Below are 21,965 nucleotides of genomic sequence, written 5' to 3' on the forward strand. Positions count from 1 at the left end.
TGATAAAATTTTTTTCAGATGTTTTAAAAGCAATTAAAGTAATAAAAAAAGACAACCACAAAATGTGATTGCCAAACATTTTAAGCCATTGAAAGTCTAGTAAAATTAGTCATTCTTTCTTTTACTAACACCTCTTTATGATCTTTATCAAGTGTATATATATCTACATAATCAGGATTAATTACTTTTCCATATCTAAGTTCACCGTCACGTTTACGAACAGCCAAATGCTTCATTAAAGTTTTCCAAGTTGCCCCTTGAAAATAGTTTTTACCTATACAAGATCCATCTTTATAACTATATACCATATAAGTTTTAGACAATTCCCCTTCACTCCTTCGACTAAATTCATAGAAAAAACAAACTTAAACATTCAAGATGTTAATTATTTAAATTACAGAAAATCAATGAAGTGATATTTACATAAAGATCATATCATTCATTTAATTTAAAATCTGTGTCTAATTTGTGAAACAATGAACATTTAATTGTTTCATGTTTCGCTAATTATCTTGTATAAACTTTATTTTTATGTTCATTCATATACAAAGTAATATATCTAAACCATCAAATCAGTATTTAATGATAACAGCTCCTCAAATTTCATTTCTTTTAAAATTTCTTTTAAAATCTCTTAAATGTGATTTGTATCACAATCTTTAGTTGTTATTGTTGGTATTCTTTTCTCAGAAAGATCAAAGCAAATAAAATTTTATGGAGGTTTTTAATATGAATCAACCTTTTAATAAGTTCGACAAAATTAGCGAGATTGTAACAGAGTTTCCAAAGGCTAGTGACCTTTTTAAATCATATCGAATTGATTTTTGCTGCGGTGGAAATAGACCACTAATTGAAGCAATTGAAGAAAGAAAATTATCAAAAGATGAAATTTTAACAAAACTAAATTCACTATATCAAGAAACTAAATTATCGAATGAAGTAATGATTGATTTTAAAGAAGCATCTAGTAGTGATTTAATCAATCATATTGTAAACAAGCATCATCGTTTTTTAAATGAGGAATTACCTCAATTAAGTCCATATGTAACAAAAGTAATGCGAGTTCACGGTGGAACTCAACCTCATTTAGTAAGATTGCACAAACTGTTTTTTGATTTAAAAACTGAATTAGAACAACATACATGGAAAGAAGAATCAGTGGACTTTAAATTAATTTTAGACTATGAAAAAAATCCAACTGAAGAAAATTACAAGAAATTAAGTAAAGTCGTTGAAGAATTAGAAAATGAGCACAGTACTGCTGGGGATCTTTTTAAAGAATTACGTGACATTACAAATGACTATACCCCACCAATGGAAGCATGTGGTACTTACCGACTTGTTTATCAAAGACTTGAAGCTTTAGAGTCAGATACTTTCCAACACATCCATTTAGAAAATAATATATTATTTAAAAGAGCAATTGTAAAATAGTACTATTTTAATATTAGAATTCAAAAAGGAGCCATCATGTGTGCTCTTTTTTGAATTGTTCATATCCACATAAAAAGACTCCTTTAATAAGTGCCTTCCTTTCATACTATTTATTCACCAGAAAATACCGGAATAAATTTAAATTCATTTACATTAAATAAACCTTTAGTAGTTAGTTTAATACTCGGAATAACAGGCAGCGCTAGAAATGATAATGTTAAAAATGCGTTAAATGTATTATTTGGTCTAATTTGAAGTAATGCAGTTTCAATTTCATGTAATCCCGCTTCTACTTCTTCTGCCGATTTATTACTCATTAAACCACCGATCGGTAATGATAATTTGGCAATTACTTTTCCAGAAGATACGACTACTATTCCACCGTTCATTTCTTCAATTGTTTTAATGGCAAGATACATATCATGATCATTCATACCGGCAACAATTAATTGGTGTGAATCATGAGCAATCGTTGTAGCGATTGCACCCTCTATTAAATTTAAACCTTTTACAATCCCAAGACCAATCTCTTTTTTTGACTGATAGCGATCGATTACAGCTATTTTACATAAGTTTTTTGCGACACTTGGTACAAAATGAGTATATTCATCAGATAAATTTTCAATTAAATGATTTGTTACAATACTATTAGGGTTAATTTCAATTATATTTGCTTGCTTTTTACCGTCTGTTTTTAATTCAAGATCTTCAATCTTTAGATCTCCTAAGTTTACTTTGGAATCAATCAAAATTGACTCTTCATTTTTGATTAGTTTACTAATTTGTTTGTTTTTAACGATAAACTCACTTTTACACCATACGTCCGTTACTTCAACTGTTTCTAAGTCGTTTAAAAATACTAAGCTTGCTTCATATCCAGGAGCAATTGCACCTTTTTGTTTTAATCCATAGCATATTGCCGGATTTAACGTTGCCATTGAATAGGCAGTCACAGGGTGAATTCCATATTTAATTGCTGTTCGAATACAAAAATCAATCGAACCTTCTTTCATGATATCGTCTAAATGTTTATCATCAGTACAATACATGATTCGTTGTGCATTACGATCATTGATTGCAGGTAATAAATCCTTAAGATTTCTTGCAGCGGACCCTTCTCTAAATGCTACATATAAACCTGCTCTAAGTCTTTCCAATACTTCCTGAACATTCGTACATTCATGATCAGTTGAAATACCTACATAAGCATATGTGTTTATTTCATTTTTAGTTAGTCCAGCTAAATGACCATCGATCGGTTTTTGATAAGTGTGGGCTAATTTTAATTTTTCAATCATTTGTTTTTCCATGGACATAACTGCAGGATAATCCATTACTTCAGCTAATCCAAGTACTCTCGGATGTGTCATAAAGGGCTCTAAATCTTCTGCGTAAAGTATAGCTCCCCCGCGCTCTAAAGAAGTAGCAGGTACACAAGACGGCAACATAACTCTAACGTCTAACGGAATATTTTCTGATGCGTCTAACATCATTTTAATTCCATCCACCCCTGAAACATTTGCGATTTCATGTGGATCGCAAATAACAGTCGTTACACCATGAGGTAGTACAGTTCTCGCATATTCACTAGGTAAAACCATTGATGATTCAATATGAACGTGTGAATCAATAAAGCCAGGTGAAATATATTTCCCTTTGGCATCTATTACTTCTTTAACTTCATAATCACCTATTCCAACAATTACCCCATTTGTAATAGCGATCGAATTCTCTATTATTTCTTTTGTAAAAACATTTACTATTTTCCCATTTATAATTAAAAAATCAGCTTTTTCAGCTTTGATTGACGATTTCATTTCATGTAAGTTCATGTTTGTTTCCTCCAAATGTATATCAGAGAATATGCTATGTTATATCTCCAGTAGTCAAACTATTTCGGCAGCTTGATAGAAACTTTTGGACCGGTTATTTCCAAAATGATACAAGCATATTAAGAACCTCTTTATTATTTAGTGACCCAGACTAAAAAAACAAGTTATAGAATTATGTCTTAACTGAATTACTAAACTCGATTGCATTAATTGCTACTACATATTTGTAAATAACTATTGTTTGAATTCTATTAAATTTTGAATTCAAAAAGGAATAATATTTTTTGAGTTTTCAATATAAATATTCATAATTTTCTCGTTAATGAATACTATTTTAAATGGTAATGTAGGATGGTAATCATAGGAGGTATGTAGTTTGAATAAAGTCGTAGAAAAACATCGAATAAACCCGAATATTTTTAATCATTTCTCATCCTATTCAAAAAAAGAGGACAATTTGTTCCAAGTTCATTTTAGTCGATTTGATTCGTTTCAAAGGTTAATAAATCATCATTCCCCAACAAGTAATAAACAGGAAAAAATAATAAAGCGAAATTTAGCATTTATTAGACTCGTTAATGTTTTACCTAAAAAAGTAGACTTAGACATATACGTTAATCGTACTAAATTTCATTCAAATTTATCTTATAAAGAATCAACTCCCTACTTAACATTACCTTCAGGGATACACCTTGTTGAGATTTTTAAAACGAATGATCAATCAAAGCCAATTCACACTGAACAGATTACTTTACTTGCCGAACAAAATTATACGATTGCTATTGGTCAAAACTTAGACCAGATCTCACTGTTTTCATATTTCGACAATCACTCCTTGCCCCAAGGAGAAGCTAAAATCCGCTTTATTAATTTATCCCCTAATTCACCAAATCTAGATTTTGCAGTTAAAGCTGGTGAAGGAGATGTTGTTTTCCCAAATGTCCCATACAAAAAAGCCTCAGAATATCTGCTTATATCGCCGATGACAGTTAATTTGGAAATACGATTAGCAGGTACGAAAATGGTCATTTTCCCCCTCTATAAATCAAAGTATAAAGAAAATATAGTATATGATTTAATTTCAGTAGGGTACCTTGAAGAGAACCCCAAATTTGAAGTTATTACATTAATTTAGACTGTTTTATACAACAAAAAAACTCGGACAAATCATCCGAGTTTTTTTGTTGCCTCTTTTGGCAACGTTATGTAAAATGCTGTCCATTCATCATCAGAATTACATTTAATTTGGCCATCATGTTTTTCAATGATTTGCTTACATACAAATAAGCCAATTCCAGTACCATGATTTTTTGTTGTAACAAATGGTTCAAAAATTGTCCGTATGCTTTCTTCATTAATTTTAGGTCCATTATTTCTTATTTGAATTTCAATCTGATCTTCTAAATCTGATACTTGATAATGAATCATTTTTTGACCATCGTTTTCAGCCAAAGCATCAATTGAATTCATTAATATATTGAGTAAAACTTGACGAAGTTCATTTCTGTAACCTGGTATGTATATTTTTTGAGATATTCCTTCTTGTAAAATGACATTCGAATTTACAATACTCGGATATAAAAATTCTGTAATTTCTTTAAATAAATCATTAATTAAAAAGGATTCCACCATTTGATCATGGTCTTTTTTCGAGATATGAAGAAATTGTTCAATTCTAAAATTTAATTGATGCAATTCATGATCGATAATGTCTAAATATTTTAATTGTGGATGATCACCTTTAAGTAATTTAACAAATCCAATAATTGAAGTAAGTGGATTTCTAAATTCATGGACGAAACTAGCAGACATTTGTCCTAAGATTGTAAGTCTTTCTTTATGAGTCTCGTCAATAAACTGTTTTTTCTCTTCTATATCTTGTGTAATGAGATATGAATATTGCTTTACAGTAAAGTAAATAAACTGGTCAAAAACGTAATTAATTTTATTAATAAGTGGCTGAACTAGACTAATACTTTCTTCAAATTCTGATAAATGTTTAAATAGTTCACTTCTACCTATATTTGAGTTATACACAAAATCACCAATGTTAGCACATGCTTTAACTCGTTCAAGGGCTATTTTATGGGCCAAATGTTTGACTTGATCCTCATTTATTTTACCCTCAATAAATAATAACGTAAAATCAATCAATTTAGTTCCATTAATGATAATCTCTGTTTTAAATGGATCATCATTGCTTATTACCGCTTGAGCGATCCAATTCTTTGTTAACGTAGGCATACTTTCCTGTATGAAAGTGCTATACCTACTCTCTATTGACTTATCAATAAGGAACACCTCCAATAAAAAAAATCTATTAATTAAATAGTAACAAATTTTTAAATATTCGTTAAGTAAAAAAATAAAAATTTGTCGAATTTATTACGACAAAGTAATATTTTTTACAATATTCTGATTAGATTGCAATTTAATTGATCTATATTTCATTCAGCAACTGAATTTTTACGTTTGTCACTTTGTTCTATTTACTATAAAACTAAAAGTATGCAAAATTGTCAATAATAGGCTGAGTAGAATAGACTAAAATTAGATACAATTAAATTAATAAACTGAAGGTGGTATTTCGATGGCTGGAAATAATGTTGAAGATTATTTAATTAAAGGTATCTATGGTGAAAAACAAATAAAAATTGAAGAACGAAATATTTTTTTAGGAACAATTCGTGAAAGAATTGAAATTGCGCTAACTACAAGCCAAGTGATGGCAAATTCAATTTATCCGACCGTTGAAAAAGCAATCAATTTGAAAAACGTTACTTTATTATTAAATGGTACACTTCCCTATCATACGATTTCGAAATATCTTTTACTTGCAAAGAAAAAAAATATTCCCTTTTCATTAGTTAATAATTTACCAGTCCCTACTCCGATTGGGCTTGTCGTTACACATAATGACGCAATTGATAAAAATGAAATATTTATTAAAGATGAACTTTATCAATCAACTAATTTTTAATTCGATATGTGAAATTTTAAATCATGAAGTTAAAAGCGCATCTTAAATTTATTAAGTTGCGCTTTCTTCTTGGCTCTCAAGTTTTTTTATCGGTTTCTCGTGTTAATTCAATCGATTTTATATAATGTCCATCTAACTTAAGTACTTTAAATCTAGAGTTTTGATAGACAATCGAATCTCCTTCTTGCACATCAAAATTTTCCGTTAACATCCATCCACCAATTGTATCAACATCTGTATCATCAATATCTAAGCTAAAAACATCATTAATTTCACTAATCAATACTTTACCTGCAATAATGAATTTATTATCGCTTACTTTACTTATATCCTCTTTCTCATCTACATCAAACTCATCTCGAATTTCCCCAACAATTTCTTCTAGGATGTCTTCAACTGTTACTAATCCTGATGTACCTCCGTATTCATCAACTAATATCGACATATGTATATGTTCTCTTTGCATTTTAACAAGTAAATCGTGAACTGATATTGATTCAATCACTTGAATGATTGGTCTAATATATTGTTCAAGTGTTTTTACCTCTTCATCTCCTTTGTGAAGAACGAAATCAGTAAAAACGTCTTTAAAATTTATTAATCCAACGACATGGTCCTTATCTCCATCTACAACAGGAAAACGAGTATATTTTTCTGTACTCATAAAATGAATATTCTCGTGAAAAGGTTCACGCAAATCAATTGCAACCATTTCCGTTCTAGGTACCATTATTTCTTTTGCTACTCGCATATTGAAGTCAAATATATTGTTCACATACTTAAATTCAGATTGATTTATTTCACCACTTTTATAGCTTTCAGAAAGGAGAATTCTTAATTCCTCTTCTGAATGTGCAACTTCATGTTCTGAAGCAGGGGGAAGTCCAAATATTTTTAAGACCATCCTTGCTGAATTATTAAATAACCAAATGAACGGATAGGTAATTTTGTAAAAAAGAATCAAAGCTGGTGAAAACGTTAATGTAATTTGTTCAGCCTTCTGAATAGCGACTGTTTTAGGTGCTAATTCACCAACTACGACATGAATAAAAGTAATAATTCCAAATGAAAGTAAAAAAGAAATTGTACCACTTACTGCAGTAGGCAAATGCAAATCGTCAAGTAGTGGATGCAATAATTCATCAACTGCTGGTTCACCTAACCAACCTAAACCTAAACTCGTAACAGTAATACCAAGTTGACAAGCTGAAAGATATTCATCAAGATGTGTTATTACTCTTTTTACAGCTCTTGCTTTTTTATTTCCCTCACCAATTAATTGATCAATTCTAGTACTTCTAACTTTTACGATTGCAAATTCTGATGCAACAAAAAAAGCAGTAAATGCAATTAATACAACAACTAATAATAACTTAGTACCAATTCCAAACAATTGAGTCATCCCTCCAATTGGAAGTGAAGGCCATCTTCATAATTTTAAAATTAGGCTTATCTTAGTATATTCAGTAAAATAATTTGTTATCAAAATTTTTTTATTTAGGCGTACTTAAAACGATTTTAGAAACGGGTTCTGTATTTCCTACTTAATACTCTCTCTCTCTCTTAACTTACCATTCTTTACCATATTTCTTTTTTCCTTCTTCTTTAAACGCTTGGCATTATTTGCTATTTATCAACTTTTTATAAAATTTGTAGAATATGACGTCAATAAAGCCGTAAATAACCGTATTTCGCTAAAATCCAATACAAAAGTAATTAAGTTTACATATTCAGCCATTTTGAATGTTTAGAACAACTATATTCTAAGTATTTTAAGAACTTTTGCCGAGTCAACACTAGTTTTGTCAACCTCGAAGGAATGTGAATTTTTATAAAGAATTTTTTAATATATAAATTATTTGGAGGAGGAATTCGTATGTATACAACTTCTCAAGTGGCAGAACAACTGCAATTAACAAATAAAAAAGTATTATATTTTCTAAAAAAAGGAAAATTAAAGGTAGAGAAAACTCATAATGGCTATTTATTTACAGAAGAACAAATCGAACAAATTAAAGAAATTTATGAGGCTTCTATGCAAACGAACGAAACAAAACCTAATGATACTAATCAAACTGACATTATTAAAGAATTAACACAAAAATTAATAAAACTTGAAGAAAAAGTTGAAACAAAAGCGAATGAAGTTGTTTCAGTACAAATACTAGAACATCGTTGTGAAATTGAAGATTTAAAGAAAATAGTTGTTCAACTTGAAAACCAAGTTGAACAATTAAATGAACAAGTAACCTTATTAAAAGCAGATTTAGAGGATCAGAAAAAGATTATAGCATTTAAACCGAAAAAACGGTTTGCAATTTTGTCTATCTTTGGAGTTTAAAACATGTTTATAGATTAAGAAGCCTTAAGCAACTAGGCATTTGAGAAAACGTAGAAGAATTTTCTTCTACGTTTTTTTACATACTAAAAAGAATGTTGGTCAAAAATAAAATTGTATGAAAGGAGGAATTTCTATGCAAAAAAATGCGCGTCAATATACTCAGGATGCAACTACTGAACTTAAACACGCAATTGAATGTCTTCAATCTGCATTAGAAACTGTTGAAAAACCACAAAACCATGAAAGAATCGAACAAGCGCTTCAAGCTTGTCAAACAGCTTATAATCAAACGCATCAGGCTGCAGGTATTCTTGAGCAAGAATAGGATTAATTTGAAAAACTCAGGTTGAATCCCTGAGTTTTTCGCAATTACTTATCGTAATACATTAATATTTCTTTGAATTCATTCGAATATTTCAATAGTTTAATAGCATGCTTAATATCCAATAAAAATGGTACAGCGATTATATCATCACTTATTTCAAAATATTCATCAATCGGTAAAATTTTAAATCCTGCACTTCTAGCAAACATATATAGTCTTTTATTTATTGTACCAATATACCAATCAGCATTAGTGTGATTTGCATGATCATAGCATGCTAGTAAAATTTGTTTAAAAAATCCCTTCCCTCTATTTTCCCTTGTAATTAATAATTTACCAATTTCATAGATTTTTTCATTTTGAATATATTTGATGTATTTGTTTTCGGAAAAGTTATAATAGTATTTATCATTTTCCTCATTTTCAATATTATATTTACTAAACTCGAGGGTACCAATTAATTTTTTATCCGAATTACAAATTCCATAACGAGTAACTTCATTACTTCTTACTAAGAAAGGTATTTCGTTTTCTTCACAAAAATCTCCCCAAAGCTCGTTAAATAAATTATTTTCTTCTTTTGTATGAATAACACGAAACACTCTCACTCACCCCTAAAATTCCTATATAAATATTATTATCTTACGTTCATAAAACACCGTTTATACCAAATATTAATATGATCTCTTTCATTCTATTTAGTTATTTTATTATAGGTCTGTTTATATATGGCTCTATTGTATGGTAAATTTTAGCTTTTGGCAACGCTTACATAACTAAATATGTATAATTTGTGAAATCAAAATTATCTTATAATTAGTTTTCTAGTATAGATAAAATACTTTATTGTCAGTTTTCAATCGAAATTTAATTTCATCCTATATAAAGTTAACAATGTATGAAAATGTCAAAGTTCTTTTAAAAAAATATGCCCAATGCCATCGATTGGTAAAGGGCACAGAAAATTTTCAGTTGATTTTCTTCAAACATTACAAATACAATTGAACCGCTAACTGTTCAATTTTTGACTATCTAAGTTCTTCGAGAGTTCTGTTTATTATTTCTACTAACTCTCTTTCTCCTACTAGTTCATAAGAATCATCGCCCTTTTTCTTAGGATAAAACTGAATATAAGTACCACAACCGGCTTCGAGAACTTTACGATGAACATTACTCCCCGGATATAAACAAATCACTTCATTAATCGGTTTTCGCACAAATGTCATTTTTCCATTAACACGTTCTACATACTTAAGGCCCCAGTATTTATACATTTGTTCCATTGCCTTTGTATTCCCTACTGGTTGATAAATATTAAACATTGGACTATATTTAATTTCAAAAATGATCGAAGCGACGTATTCTTTATTTTTTTTTCGATAAAAATCTAATCTTATATCTGGTTTTTTCGATTCTTCACCACTAAAAAAATTTGTTCCTTTTAACAGTGATACTTGTGGACTTCCCTCAATAATTTCGTTATAAACTAAGTTAATAATCCAACTTTTATTTTCTAACGTCACAAATGCCCCATCCATTAATTCATCGTCTTTTATATACATTAAAATCTGTTCGGCTAATGGTTCAGAATCATTTTTAAATTTTAGCTTTAAGAAAATATCACATAATGAGAAAAAGACAAAATATTCATATAGTAAAAAAGTTGGCTTATAAACAGGTAAAAGCATTTGTTTTTTTCCGTATTCCTTTACCTTTTTATCAAACAAGCTTAAGGAATGAATAAAATTTAGAAATACTTTCGATGGACTAGCTGGATATTTCGAAGTATCAGTATCTGTGGCTATGCGAAAGATTCCAATTGTATATTCTCTAAAATAGACTTCATACAGTTTTTCCAAGGAATTCGTAATGCGTTCTTTTTCCGAAACGCTTTTAGTTAATTTTTCTAATTCTAGTTCTTTTAACATTTTTGATTGTCTATATTTTGCCTTTTCTCGATCAGTTATTGAACCATTCCCAACTACATTCTGAATCATTTTTTCAATATCCTTCACTTGGAAATCAATTTGATCCATTTTATTTTTATCTTTTACTAATTCATATTTTACAAAGGTTAATAGCGTTTCAATTGTAAGTAGAAATTTCCGAACTTTATTTTTAGCATATTTTATTTCATCAATATAATTTTCTTCTTGAACAACTGGTTGCATCGTTAAATTAGTTGCATTTGAAATTGCTGGATGCAATAATGTCCATCTAATTGTATTAAAATCTATTTTTTTTACTTGCCTTTTTAATTCATATTCCTTTTTTTGTTTCCGCTTTAATTTACTAATAAATTGTTGAATTGCAACTAGTAATCTCTCTTCATTTGCCTCGATAAATCGTATAATTGGCCAAAAGTACATTGTTCCATTTTGAGTAAACGAAGCGGATGATTTTTTAAAATATTGTGAGTCATTCATTATTCCGTTAATTTGTTGATTTAATGTTGAATGCATCCATTCTAATTGATCATAATCTAAATTTTTCGGTACTATTTTAATCATTCCGTAAAAGTGTTGATCTTGATAAATAATACAAAACTCATAATATCCACATCTCCAAGGATAAGCATTCTCGGTTTTACCATGTTCATATATTAATATTTTTCTTTTTTCAGATGTAAAAACATACTGCTGATCATCCAGGTTTTCTTGTTGAAAATGATAAAGATTATTCCAAATAAACGTTATTTCACCGTCAAAATCTCCATCAACTTGAAATAAAAATCTTTTTAATTCTTGTATTTCATAGGCAAATAAGTAAGCCTCTTTTGGGTTCATTGTGAGTGCATCTAGAGATATTTTTTCCTCTTTCCCCCTAGTTCCGACAAGAATTGCGATCGTAAATGGTAGGTAAAGAGGCTCAAAAATTTCAGGACTATTATTAGTTGACATAACCATCAATCTCCAGCTGCTTTCTCTTCTTTTTCAATTCTTTCATGGAATACTCAAAGTCAGAAATTGATCTCCCTAGATTAGATTTCATGACCATATTTAGGAGCCCTTCTTGTTCGTTCCCTTCACCTGTACCAATTAATTCTTCTAAATTAGCAAATAATCCCCTAACTTTCGTTAATACGCGTTGTTTAACAAAGAGATCGATTGCTTCTCTACGTTCGAATTGAATATGGGAAGGAAGTGTAGGAATGTTTGCTAAATAATTGGATAAATCTTTTATCATACGTGGAGAAATAATTCTCTCGCTTAATGATTGTTCAACTATTTTATTAAACTCATCAAAAAACTTTAATTCATCACTTGTAAGCTCAGATGCACTTAAGGTTTTCTTTGTCCAATTACTATAATTTTCTGCATTGATATAAATTTGTGGTACAGCCTCATAAATATTTTCATTAGTCATTTTTTCTGCATAATTTACGAATGACGTAGATCTAAGTGAGATGATGTTTACACGATCTAACAATCTTAAAGAAAATTCACTTGAAGTTTCATCAAAGTTAACTGTTCCAACAAAAATAATATTATTTCCTATTCTAACTTTAGGCTTATAATACTGATTAATGACTACATTATGATCATGGAATAAGGTAATGACTCTCTTTTCTTGAGGCATTTCTAAAATTGATAGAAATTTACTAAACCAATGTTCAATTTGAGAAAGATTCATTTCATCAAAAATCACCATATACATCCTATGTGGAAATTGTTCAGCTTCGATTAGTAATTTCGTTAAACCAGTCTCAGAATCTATATAAATACCAGTTTGAGGATTTAAATATCCTAATAAATCATAATGTTCTCGATATGACGGAGAGATTGGAACAAATAATAACTCCTTCCCAAATTCAAGCCCTAACGTTTCGCCATATATACGGGCTAATTGAGACTTCCCTGTACCACTTACACCACCTAAAATTGTTAGAGCTTGGAATTTACAACATATATGAAAATTAATAATGTCTTTTTTTTCATATAACAAGCCTTGCTGCAAACAATTTTGATAAAATCGTTCAATAAATGCACTTTCAGAATCATTACTCCACTCAATTGGAAAAGCTTGTTTCTCAGTAAATTCTTGCGTATAAATAAGTTCTTTACATTCTTTTTTAAAGTTTTTACTCAACTCTTCCCAATGTTTTTGGGGAATAAAATAAATTAAATGATTTAAATGAATAAAGGACTTTTTAAGTTCATCTTCATCATAATCTAGAAATGTAACTTCATTTTGTTTTTCTAAGTAACTGATATCATTCATCATCGATTTCAAAAACAAATTGCCATATAGTCTATTCTCATAAAAAACAAATTCTGGTTGATCAAAATCATTAAAATATTTTGGCAAATGAATTGGCAACGATCCTTTGATTAGTCGGTTTTCGACCTCTTCTCGCTTTCCCTCTCCCCTAAGTTCAATGACAGGTAGTAGATGATAGGTAGTGTCCCGCTTCCCATCAAAAAACTCAACTAAATCTGCTGTGATGACTTCATTTGCATATTCAAGACGAAACATAACTAATTTAGAATCAAAAAATTTTTTTAAACCTTCAATTATGTCATCTTTTTTCTTACTTTTAATTAGTGGTTTTATTTTACTTTCATTATTTTTATTTGCAGTTGTCCCTACAAACAAAACATCTTGAGTTGAAAAGCTAGCTTTTAATTTTGCTGGAATTGGAGATAAGCACTCAACATAAAAACGAATATGATCTTCATCTTCATAAAACAGTAAGCTCTGCTTCTCTTGGCCCACTACTCTTTCTGTAACAATTTTTCCAAGGAATAAAAAGTTGTGAATTTTTTTCGCTAATTTCTGGGTCAATGCGCGTTTTAATTTCAAAGTCATTTCCCCCACTTTCCGACATTTCTCCTACATTTTACGTTCATTGTATTGAATTTATGAATAATACGGCCTTTTTACAATTAAAAACACACAGGTAAACCTAAGTGTTTTAGTGCATGGACAAAATCTAAAATTTTAATTAAAGAAATACTATTTATTAATTGATACTCATCTAAAAAAAATCTAGTGGCTAAACATGCACAGTGTTTAAGCTCTTTACATATACTGCGTTAGTCGGAATGATAGGAGGTATGAATATGAGTGAAAAAGAAAAAAACAACGCTCAAGATGAAAAACAAAGTCATTCATCTATTGATTTTCAACATTATTTAAAAAAGGTGGATGATCTAATTGATCAGTCGCCTATTAGAGGTCTTTTTGATGAAATTGATAAATTCTTTCATAAGCATGGAGTTTTTTCCTCAATCGGAGTAGATATCATTGAAAATGGTGAAGAATTAATCATTCAAGCAAGTATGCCAGGTGTCAGTAAAGAACAAATATATATGGACCTTGAAGGTACAATTTTAACGATTGGCTTAAAAACTGATTCGACTACTGAAGTACAAAATGATCAATCAAATTACTCCTATAAAAAATATTCTTATAGCCAATCCCAAAGAATCGTAAAATTACCTTATCCAATTAATGCAACAACTGCAAGTGCATCATACGAAAACGGAATGCTTGTTATAAAAGGTAAAAAATTACCTGAATACCAAAAACAAATCTTTTTAGACTAAAAAGTATCAAAAAAGCAAATCCGGTGAAATTTAAAGATTTTAAAACGACATCACAAATAACTAAATTCAATAAAAAAAACTGAGTATCTTTTAGAAACTCAGTTTTTTACTAATAAATTTTTTTACTTATACGCAGCGTTATTTGCTTGTCAAAATCTCGATATCAGATAAAATCTCATCAAATGGCACTTTACTTACACCACTATAATCTTTGACGATTTTTCCGTTTTGATCAATTAAATAAAATTTAGTACCATGGATAACTTGTGAATTGTTTTCAGGTTTTTTTACAATTGTTTTAAAATTTTCAGAAGCAAATTTTTCAATGTGTTTTTGAGAATATCCTGTTAAAAAATTCCAATTACTAAAATCAGCATTAAATTTATTTGCGTATGTAGTTAATAATTGTGGTGTATCTACTTCAGGATCAATACTAAATGAGATGAAGTTTACATTTAACTTCTTCGCTGCAGCCTTTTGTTGAAGTTTTACCATATTTGCTGTCATTGGCGGACAAACTGTTTCACAACTTGTAAAGATAAAATCTGCTAGCCACACTTTTCCCTTTAAATCTTTTGTCCCAAAAGACTTACCGTCCTGGTTAGTGTATGTAAATTTTTCTAAATCCCAATTTAACGGATTATCAATTTTATTTCCACAACCACTTAATAATGCAAGACATAACGTCAAGATTATTGTCACAAATACCGTATTTTTCTTCATACTTATCCCCCTATGTTGCTTTGTACTTGTCCATTGTATCAAAAACCAAGAGTTTCTAACTAATAATTTAAACTAATTAACATATATATTTAAAATTTTTCAAATGATACTGTTACAAAGTATCGTTAAACTAAATATATTGATAAAGAATCTTGAAAGGAAGACTGATAATGGCAAAAAAATATAAAAATTTAGACACAAGTTATCGTAAAACTTTTAAAGATTTTATCAAATGCGGAATCGAAAGAAGTAAGACTAAAAAAGATTATAGTAATGTAATTCAACAATGTAGCAATAAAAAAATTTCCTATTTAAAATCAAATCGTAATGAAACAACTATTACCTGGATTGGACACTCTACTTTTTTAATTCAAATAAAAGGAGTCAATATATTAACTGATCCTGTTTATGCTAATCAAATGGCTTTAAAGAAGCGATTGTCAAAACCAGGAATACTTATATCTGAATTACCGCCAATTGACATAATTTGTATTTCTCATGGTCACTATGATCATCTAGATTTTAATACATTACGGCATTTCCCTAAAAAAACTCAATTTATTTTACCAATCGGGTTAAAACAAAAATTTTTTAGTAAAGGCTTTAAAAATGTCCATGAAATGAACTGGTGGGAGACAAAGAACTTTTTAGGGATCAACGTTTCATTTGTACCTTCCCAACATTGGACAAAGAGAACTTTATTTGACAAAAATAAGTCACATTGGGGTGGATTTGTATTCAAAACTTCTAATAATTGTATTTATCATGTTGGTGATAGTGCTTATTTTTCAGGATTCAAAGAAATCGGTAAAAGATTTCAAATTGATACAGCACTCATTCCAATTGGAGCTTATGAACCAGAATGGTTTATGAAACACAACCATATGTCTCCTGAAGAAGCTGTTCAAGCGTTTTTAGATTTAAATGCAAATTTATTTATCCCAATGCATTACGGAACATTTAAACTTGCAGATGATACACCTTTTGAGGCTCTAGAGCGATTATGTTCTGAATGGAAAAGGAAAAAAATAAAACCTGAAAAGCTTAAAATTTCTTTATTAGGTGAAACAATACACCCCAATCGTTGGAAATAAAAAGAAGAAGTCATTTTATGCTTCTTCTTTTTTCATATGGTAAATAATCTATTCGGCATAAAAGACGAACCCAATAGCTCCTTTTCCTGTATGGGTACTAATTACTGGCGTTGTATAATTAGATTCATCTAATTCAATGTTCGTTAGTAGTTGAATTGAATTTCTAAGATTCTCTGCAAGCTCTATAGCATCTGCATGTGCAATAGCTACACCTTTAATCGTTTTTCCGAGTGTGTCTTGTTCAAAATATTTCGTTAAAGTTTTTACGACTTGTTGATGGCTACGCACTTTACCAACTGGAGAATAAACGCCACCCTCAAGTGATGCAATCGGTTTAATATTTAATAAAGAACCAATAAATGCTTTACCTTTACCAATTCTACCGCCTTTAACTAAATTTTCAAGTGTATCTACCATAATATATAAATACGTACTATTTTTAATTTCCTTAAGTCGGTTCACAATTTCTTCAACTGTGGATCCGTTTTCAGCCATTTGTGCTGCCTCGATCACTTGAAAAGCCATTGCTCTTGTAATAAAAGCAGAATCGATAACGGTTACATCCCCTTCAACCATCCCCGCAGCAACACAAGCAGTTGAATAAGTACCACTTAAACCACTTGATAAGTGAATTGAAATGACTTTACTTCCATCGGCTGTCAATTTTTCAAATGTTTCAACAAATTTTCCTACGGCTGGTTGAGATGTCTTAGGCAATTCAGCTGATTGTTGCATTTCATCAATAAATTGTTTTGGAGAGATATTAACTCCATCTAAATAAGTACCACCATTTATCTGTATAGTTAAAGGAATGACTGTTATATTTAAATTTTCTATTTCTTCTTTTAATAAGTCGGCCGTTGAGTCAGTTACAATCTTTATATTTGCCAATCAATTCACATCTTTCTTCTAAAATTCTACAAATTTTGCAAAGCAAATTCATTATATCATTTTTATTATCAGTTAACAGTAAATATTAAAGTTCCATTAAAATTTCACTATTTCTTTAAAAAATCATATTGACATGATGAGAGTTTTAAGATATTAAAGAGACTAGATAGGTGAGATGAAACTAACTATTCCAAAAGAAAAGACTCGGTACTTTACCGAGTCTTTTTACTGAATTATTTGGTTTTCTTTTCGTCTTTGTCTTCTAAAAGATCATTTGTTAAACCTTGTGTAGAACGCTTAAATTCTCTAAGTGTATCTCCAAATGCTCTTCCGATTTCAGGTAATTTTTTTGGTCCAAATATAATTAATGCTAAAATTAAAATTAAAATTAAACCTGGAAAACCTATGTTAGCCATTATTTTCCCCCAACTTCCATTCACTATTAATAAGTAAGTACCAAACTTTCCTTATATAGTAATATTGTCAAAAATTTGTTCATTCGTCAAATAATTTCAAGGAATTTTAATAAATAATTTAACTTTAGTTTACATAATAAAATTATTTTATATTTTTTCTAGTTAAATTAATTTTTCTTTAAACTGTAAATACTCTTCTTTATTACTAGGTACCACTAAAGCACCTTTTTGAATTTTTTCCTTATATTCTTTAACCTTTACTAATATTGGCTCCTCAACATTATTATCCGCCATTTTTAATTTTATACCATCTTCATTTAAACCATAAATTAATGTTTTACCACCATGAAATTCATTTGATTTTGTTTGTTTAGCTAGATCATATACTGCCTGATCAATTCTTTTCACCAGTGAGAAAAGAGTAACGTTTTCGGGTAAACCGTTTTTATTCTCATTACGGTCAGCTCCTATGACCCATACTTCCTTTTGGTTTGATCTTCTAATCTTTTTTGCAGAAGTAAATACGCCTTTACTTGTTAAACCCGCTACAGGAAAAATAATATCAACGTCTTTCATAAAAAAGTCGTTTGCAATTCTTGAACCGGTTTTAGGCTCATTAAAAGTATTTGAATAGGCTGTTAAAACTTCTATTTCTTTATTTACTGATTTTACTCCAGATATAAATCCATATTTATATCTGTTTATTATTTGGTTGTCGTCTCCACCGATAAATCCAATTTTTTTTGTTTTTGTTTTCATTGCTGCAATTACTCCGGCTAAAAAACTTCCATCTTGTTCAGTAAAATTAATACTAATTACATTTGGCTTTTCAACCCTTGAATCGATCACACCGAATTTAGTACTTTTATTGTTTTCAGCAACCTTATTCAATACAGTAGATAAATTATTACCTATTCCAATTATCAAATCATAATTAGAATCAGCCATTTTTGTAATTTTCTTTTCAAACCCTTTTGTACTATTTGTTGAAATGAGTTTATAATTCTTATCTTTTATTAAATTTTCCTCTTCTGCAAATCTAGAAATGCCTTTCATTGCAATTGAGTCTAAATAACTGTTGTATTTTCCATTTGAATTTGAAACGATTCCGATTTTGAAAGTATTACTAGATTCTTGATTATTGCTGCAAGCCGAAATGACGACTGCAATGATCGAAATTAGGATTAATGCAGCCTTTTTTTTATACAAATCATTCACCTCATTCGAATACAATTATTTCTAGTATGAATTTACGATTATTGTTTTATTCGTTGAAAAGTAGATTGAGTAGGAAAATTGAGGCTTTTTTTGATCTGAATAAAAAAAACAGGAAATAATAGATACTTCCTGTTTTACTATTTATTCAAATGTTCCTTTAACTAATACTTCTTTATTTTGCATCATTATTTTTCCTCTTGAAATGACTGTTTCAATTTCTAGTGAGGTTTTGTTTAGGAAAACTAAATCTGCATCGTATCCATTTTTAATTTGTCCTTTTTGTAATTTTAATATATTGGCTGGGTTTTTAGTGATTACACTTATTGCATCTTCAATCTTGATGCCCTCACTTACTATTGCGTCTCTTACTTCGTTATATAAACTACTTACTCTTCCAACCTTCATGCCTCGGAGTATACCATTTTCATCAAAATCAGGTAGACTACCTTGTCCATCAGAGGTAAAAGTGATTTGATCAATGCTAACACCTGAATTTAGCATTCTTTTTAAACCTACGCTACATTTCACTTCACCATTATTCAAAAAGTGTGGGATTGAGCTAGTTGTAAAGTCAACAAACCCTCCTTTTTTAGCAAAGTGAATTCCTGCTTCAAATAAATAGCTATTGCGATTAATATGTGTTGGGTAGAATTGAGTAATTGGTAATTCTGTTTCTTCGACAATCTCCTCGATCATTGATAACATTTTTTTACTATCGCCTATATGTACATTCACAACTCCTGACTTTCCTGAAAGCAAGCCTCCATTTCGAGCTTGTGCGGCTATTCTTGCAAATTCTTCCTTTGTCGGTTGAGATGATCGATGGTCTGAAATGGCTATTTCCCCTACACCGATAATCTTATCAATTAGGATGATATCTTCTTCAATTTTGGAAAATAATGTTTTGACAGGTGTTTGGTATGAGCCCGTATAGACAAATGAAGTAATCCCCTCTTCTTCCAATGCTCTACATTTTGCGAGCAGACTAGCCATTGTTCTTGTTGTCCCATCTGTTCCAATTACTCCTACTACAGTAGTAATTCCTCCTTTAATACAATCAGACAACAATAATTCTGGCGTTCTTGTTTTAAAGCCACCTTCACCACCGCCACCAATAAGATGAACATGTGCATCAATGAAGCCAGGCACAATATAGTAGGCAGATGCATCAACTATTTGTATAGGTAACGAAGATGAGGTAATATCTATTTCTTCATGAATATACTCAATTTTTTCGTTTGATATTAAAATATCGTTTTTGCCGATTGATTTAGGTGTAAAAAGTTCTCCATTTTTTATGAGTAACATACATACCTCCGATTTAATAATTTTCTTTTCCTTTATTTTCAGATTACCACATCTGTCTGTTTTATGAATCATTCTTGTTTTTTAGTAACTGTTAAAAAAAGCGTTCAAAATATACATACAGCTATAAAATATTGAAAACATTAAATCTCTAGATTTGTTCATAATACTCTCATAGTTAAAAATGATTCAATTAAAATAGGAGGCATTTTTATGAGTAGAGCAATGAAAGAAGAATTAGCAAATGCTATTACTCATGGGATTGGAGCAGTACTGAGTATTCCAGCATTATATTATTTAATTTGTAAAGCTATGGATAAAGGGACTCCTTGGCATTTAATTTCTTTTACAGTCTTTGGGTTGTCTATGTTTTTACTTTATATTTGTTCAACATTACTTCATAGTGTAAGGGACCCAAAGCTAATTAGGCTATTTACAATTTTAGATCACTCTGCAATCTATTTATTAATCGCAGGAACTTATACACCATTTTTACTCGTAACATTAAGAGGGAAGATTGGCTGGTCCTTATTTGCAATTATTTGGAGTTTAGCAGTTTCAGGTGTAATCTTTAAATTTATTTATGTTAATAAGTTTGAATTTTTTTCAACTATTGTTTATTTAATAATGGGTTGGTTAATGATGTTTGCAATTAAGCCTATTTATGTAGGATTATCTGGAATAGGATTTTTCTACTTATTATTAGGAGGGATATTTTATTCGATCGGTACAATTTTTTTTCTAATCAAACGCTGGCCATATAGTCATGCAATATGGCATTTATTTGTATTATTAGGTAGTGCATCTATGTATTTTTGTATTATTAAATTCGTTGTGTAAAAAAAGCGCTTCAGACTGTTGACAAACGCTCGCTTTCTTCGTTGCTTCGCCTGTTGAGCGGTGCTCATTACCGTCTAAGGTAACTTAAGCTCCTCACCTCGAAAGACAAGCGCTTTCAATCAGTCTGAAAATCAGATTTTTTGTTCTTTGTCTACATACTGAAGCGCTCATTCTAAATGAGCGCTTTTAGTTTTCAATAATCTCTTTAATATAGTTAGTTAATTCTTTTGGATCTGTTATTCCGATTTTTTCAGGATAAATTGGTGGGAATACTTTAAGTGTGACATTTGCTGGTTTAATTCGATTACCGTTAGCTTCTAAAATATTATAAGTCCCTTCAATTCTTACAGGAATAACTGGAACCCCTGATTTTGTGGCTAAATGGAGACTACCTGATTTAAATTCACCCATTTGACTACCCTTACTTCTAGTACCTTCTGGAAAAATAACTAATGAATGGCCATTTTTCAGTTTATCTATGCCTTCTTTAATCGCATTAAGTGATTGTCTTCGATCTTTTCTGTCCATAAATACACTATGCATTTGTTCCATCCAGTCTGGTACAATCGGCAGTTTTTTTAATTCGATTTTTGCAATGAATCCTATAGGCTTATTTAAATATCCTAATAATAATGGAATATCAAAATTACTTTGATGATTACTTACAAATAGGACTCCCTCGTCTCTAGGAATATTTTCGATCCCTTCAACCTTTACTTTACTACCAGTACAACCAATCATCATTTTCCCAAAATAATCAGGAAATTGATGCATTATACGATCTTTTTCATGTACAGGTAATTCCTTTGGTATTTTTTTTACTGATGATAATTTTAGCTTTGCTTCAATTACACCAATGACAATTCGTGTTGCAGCAAATATTGTGCGAAACATAATAATCCTCCGATAATTGAGTATGTTAATTATTATACAAAATGCCCAACCACTTGAAAAGTATTATCCATCCTGATTATTTAATAAAAACTAGAATAAAAAAAAGAATCGGCTTTTATTTGC

At 29.9% G+C, this 21,965-nt stretch carries 21 protein-coding genes and 1 riboswitch; of the genes, 8 read left to right on the forward strand and 13 right to left on the reverse strand.

The window, feature by feature from the left end; all coding sequences use genetic code 11:
• Nucleotides 1-80 precede the first annotated feature (80 nt).
• Nucleotides 81-323: a hypothetical protein gene (locus ACSBO6_RS11915; protein WP_098843729.1), complete on the reverse strand. Its 243-nt coding sequence runs from the start codon at nucleotides 321-323 to the stop codon at nucleotides 81-83.
• A 406-nt stretch (nucleotides 324-729) separates the two neighbouring features.
• Between ACSBO6_RS11915 and ric the strand changes: the two genes are divergently transcribed.
• On the forward strand, nucleotides 730-1,434 hold the full coding sequence (gene ric / locus ACSBO6_RS11920) for an iron-sulfur cluster repair di-iron protein (protein WP_498843422.1): 705 nt from the start codon (nucleotides 730-732) through the stop codon (nucleotides 1,432-1,434).
• Between the two features lie 110 nt (nucleotides 1,435-1,544).
• Here the strand turns inward: ric and ade are convergent, their stop codons facing one another.
• Nucleotides 1,545-3,266 carry an adenine deaminase gene (ade, locus tag ACSBO6_RS11925; protein WP_498843423.1) on the reverse strand — a complete coding sequence of 574 codons (1,722 nt, stop codon included), beginning with the start codon at nucleotides 3,264-3,266 and terminating at the stop codon, nucleotides 1,545-1,547.
• Between the two features lie 31 nt (nucleotides 3,267-3,297).
• A riboswitch (purine riboswitch) is annotated at nucleotides 3,298-3,400 on the reverse strand.
• 242 nt (nucleotides 3,401-3,642) lie between these two features.
• Between ade and ACSBO6_RS11930 the strand changes: the two genes are divergently transcribed.
• The gene (locus ACSBO6_RS11930) at nucleotides 3,643-4,401 is read left to right on the forward strand and encodes a DUF4397 domain-containing protein (protein ID WP_498843424.1); all 759 of its coding nucleotides are present in this window, start codon (nucleotides 3,643-3,645) and stop codon (nucleotides 4,399-4,401) included.
• Between the two features lie 32 nt (nucleotides 4,402-4,433).
• On the opposite strand, the gene ACSBO6_RS11935 is transcribed toward ACSBO6_RS11930, so the two are convergent.
• A complete protein-coding gene (locus ACSBO6_RS11935; protein ID WP_098843725.1) occupies nucleotides 4,434-5,573 on the reverse strand; it encodes a histidine kinase N-terminal domain-containing protein in 1,140 nt (379 codons plus the stop codon).
• A gap of 283 nt (nucleotides 5,574-5,856) precedes the next feature.
• Here ACSBO6_RS11935 and ACSBO6_RS11940 point away from each other — a divergent pair, with 283 nt between their 5' ends.
• Complete coding sequence (locus ACSBO6_RS11940; protein WP_098843724.1) at nucleotides 5,857-6,246, forward strand: YueI family protein; 390 nt, start codon at nucleotides 5,857-5,859, stop codon at nucleotides 6,244-6,246.
• Between the two features lie 76 nt (nucleotides 6,247-6,322).
• Here ACSBO6_RS11940 and ACSBO6_RS11945 read toward each other — a convergent pair whose 3' ends face one another.
• Nucleotides 6,323-7,639, reverse strand: coding sequence for a hemolysin family protein (locus tag ACSBO6_RS11945; protein WP_498843425.1), 1,317 nt, complete (start codon nucleotides 7,637-7,639; stop codon nucleotides 6,323-6,325).
• A gap of 483 nt (nucleotides 7,640-8,122) precedes the next feature.
• Between ACSBO6_RS11945 and ACSBO6_RS11950 the strand changes: the two genes are divergently transcribed.
• Complete coding sequence (locus tag ACSBO6_RS11950) at nucleotides 8,123-8,587, forward strand: MerR family transcriptional regulator (protein ID WP_098843722.1); 465 nt, start codon at nucleotides 8,123-8,125, stop codon at nucleotides 8,585-8,587.
• 133 nt (nucleotides 8,588-8,720) lie between these two features.
• Entirely contained in the window at nucleotides 8,721-8,912 is a 192-nt protein-coding gene (locus ACSBO6_RS11955; protein ID WP_098843721.1) for a hypothetical protein, read from the forward strand.
• Nucleotides 8,913-8,956: 44 nt separating this feature from the next.
• Here the strand turns inward: ACSBO6_RS11955 and ACSBO6_RS11960 are convergent, their stop codons facing one another.
• The 3 genes from ACSBO6_RS11960 to ACSBO6_RS11970 form a co-directional block, all read right to left on the reverse strand.
• Nucleotides 8,957-9,514 carry a hypothetical protein gene (locus tag ACSBO6_RS11960; protein ID WP_098843720.1) on the reverse strand — a complete coding sequence of 186 codons (558 nt, stop codon included), beginning with the start codon at nucleotides 9,512-9,514 and terminating at the stop codon, nucleotides 8,957-8,959.
• A 426-nt stretch (nucleotides 9,515-9,940) separates the two neighbouring features.
• A complete protein-coding gene (locus ACSBO6_RS11965) occupies nucleotides 9,941-11,812 on the reverse strand; it encodes a hypothetical protein (protein ID WP_498843426.1) in 1,872 nt (623 codons plus the stop codon).
• A complete protein-coding gene (locus ACSBO6_RS11970; protein WP_498843427.1) occupies nucleotides 11,802-13,715 on the reverse strand; it encodes a DUF8727 domain-containing protein in 1,914 nt (637 codons plus the stop codon). Before ACSBO6_RS11970 ends, ACSBO6_RS11965 begins: the two co-directional genes overlap by 11 nt.
• Nucleotides 13,716-13,975: 260 nt before the next feature.
• Between ACSBO6_RS11970 and ACSBO6_RS11975 the strand changes: the two genes are divergently transcribed.
• Nucleotides 13,976-14,461, forward strand: a complete 486-nt coding sequence (locus ACSBO6_RS11975; protein ID WP_498843428.1) for an Hsp20/alpha crystallin family protein — start codon at nucleotides 13,976-13,978, stop codon at nucleotides 14,459-14,461.
• A 138-nt stretch (nucleotides 14,462-14,599) separates the two neighbouring features.
• Here ACSBO6_RS11975 and ACSBO6_RS11980 read toward each other — a convergent pair whose 3' ends face one another.
• A complete protein-coding gene (locus ACSBO6_RS11980; protein ID WP_098843716.1) occupies nucleotides 14,600-15,184 on the reverse strand; it encodes an SCO family protein in 585 nt (194 codons plus the stop codon).
• A gap of 170 nt (nucleotides 15,185-15,354) precedes the next feature.
• On the opposite strand from ACSBO6_RS11980, the gene ACSBO6_RS11985 reads away from it, so the two are divergent.
• Nucleotides 15,355-16,278 (forward strand): MBL fold metallo-hydrolase, encoded by a 924-nt coding sequence (locus ACSBO6_RS11985; protein WP_498843429.1) that lies wholly within the window; start codon nucleotides 15,355-15,357, stop codon nucleotides 16,276-16,278.
• Nucleotides 16,279-16,326: 48 nt separating this feature from the next.
• Here ACSBO6_RS11985 and ACSBO6_RS11990 read toward each other — a convergent pair whose 3' ends face one another.
• From ACSBO6_RS11990 to iadA, 4 genes are all read right to left on the reverse strand, one after another.
• On the reverse strand, nucleotides 16,327-17,169 hold the full coding sequence (locus tag ACSBO6_RS11990) for a DegV family protein (protein ID WP_098846825.1): 843 nt from the start codon (nucleotides 17,167-17,169) through the stop codon (nucleotides 16,327-16,329).
• Nucleotides 17,170-17,402: 233 nt separating this feature from the next.
• On the reverse strand, nucleotides 17,403-17,588 hold the full coding sequence (locus ACSBO6_RS11995; protein ID WP_098846827.1) for a twin-arginine translocase TatA/TatE family subunit: 186 nt from the start codon (nucleotides 17,586-17,588) through the stop codon (nucleotides 17,403-17,405).
• 159 nt (nucleotides 17,589-17,747) lie between these two features.
• Nucleotides 17,748-18,794 (reverse strand): BMP family lipoprotein, encoded by a 1,047-nt coding sequence (locus ACSBO6_RS12000; protein WP_498843430.1) that lies wholly within the window; start codon nucleotides 18,792-18,794, stop codon nucleotides 17,748-17,750.
• 150 nt (nucleotides 18,795-18,944) lie between these two features.
• Nucleotides 18,945-20,111: a beta-aspartyl-peptidase gene (gene iadA, locus ACSBO6_RS12005; RefSeq protein WP_098846823.1), complete on the reverse strand. Its 1,167-nt coding sequence runs from the start codon at nucleotides 20,109-20,111 to the stop codon at nucleotides 18,945-18,947.
• A 210-nt stretch (nucleotides 20,112-20,321) separates the two neighbouring features.
• On the opposite strand from iadA, the gene trhA reads away from it, so the two are divergent.
• Nucleotides 20,322-20,948, forward strand: coding sequence for a PAQR family membrane homeostasis protein TrhA (trhA, locus tag ACSBO6_RS12010; protein WP_098846822.1), 627 nt, complete (start codon nucleotides 20,322-20,324; stop codon nucleotides 20,946-20,948).
• Between the two features lie 186 nt (nucleotides 20,949-21,134).
• Here trhA and ACSBO6_RS12015 read toward each other — a convergent pair whose 3' ends face one another.
• Nucleotides 21,135-21,842, reverse strand: coding sequence for a lysophospholipid acyltransferase family protein (locus ACSBO6_RS12015; protein WP_098846821.1), 708 nt, complete (start codon nucleotides 21,840-21,842; stop codon nucleotides 21,135-21,137).
• Nucleotides 21,843-21,965 lie beyond the last annotated feature (123 nt).

The organism is Bacillus sp. AL-1R, assembly GCF_052180195.1.
Classification (GTDB): Bacteria; Bacillota; Bacilli; order Bacillales; family Bacillaceae_G; genus Gottfriedia.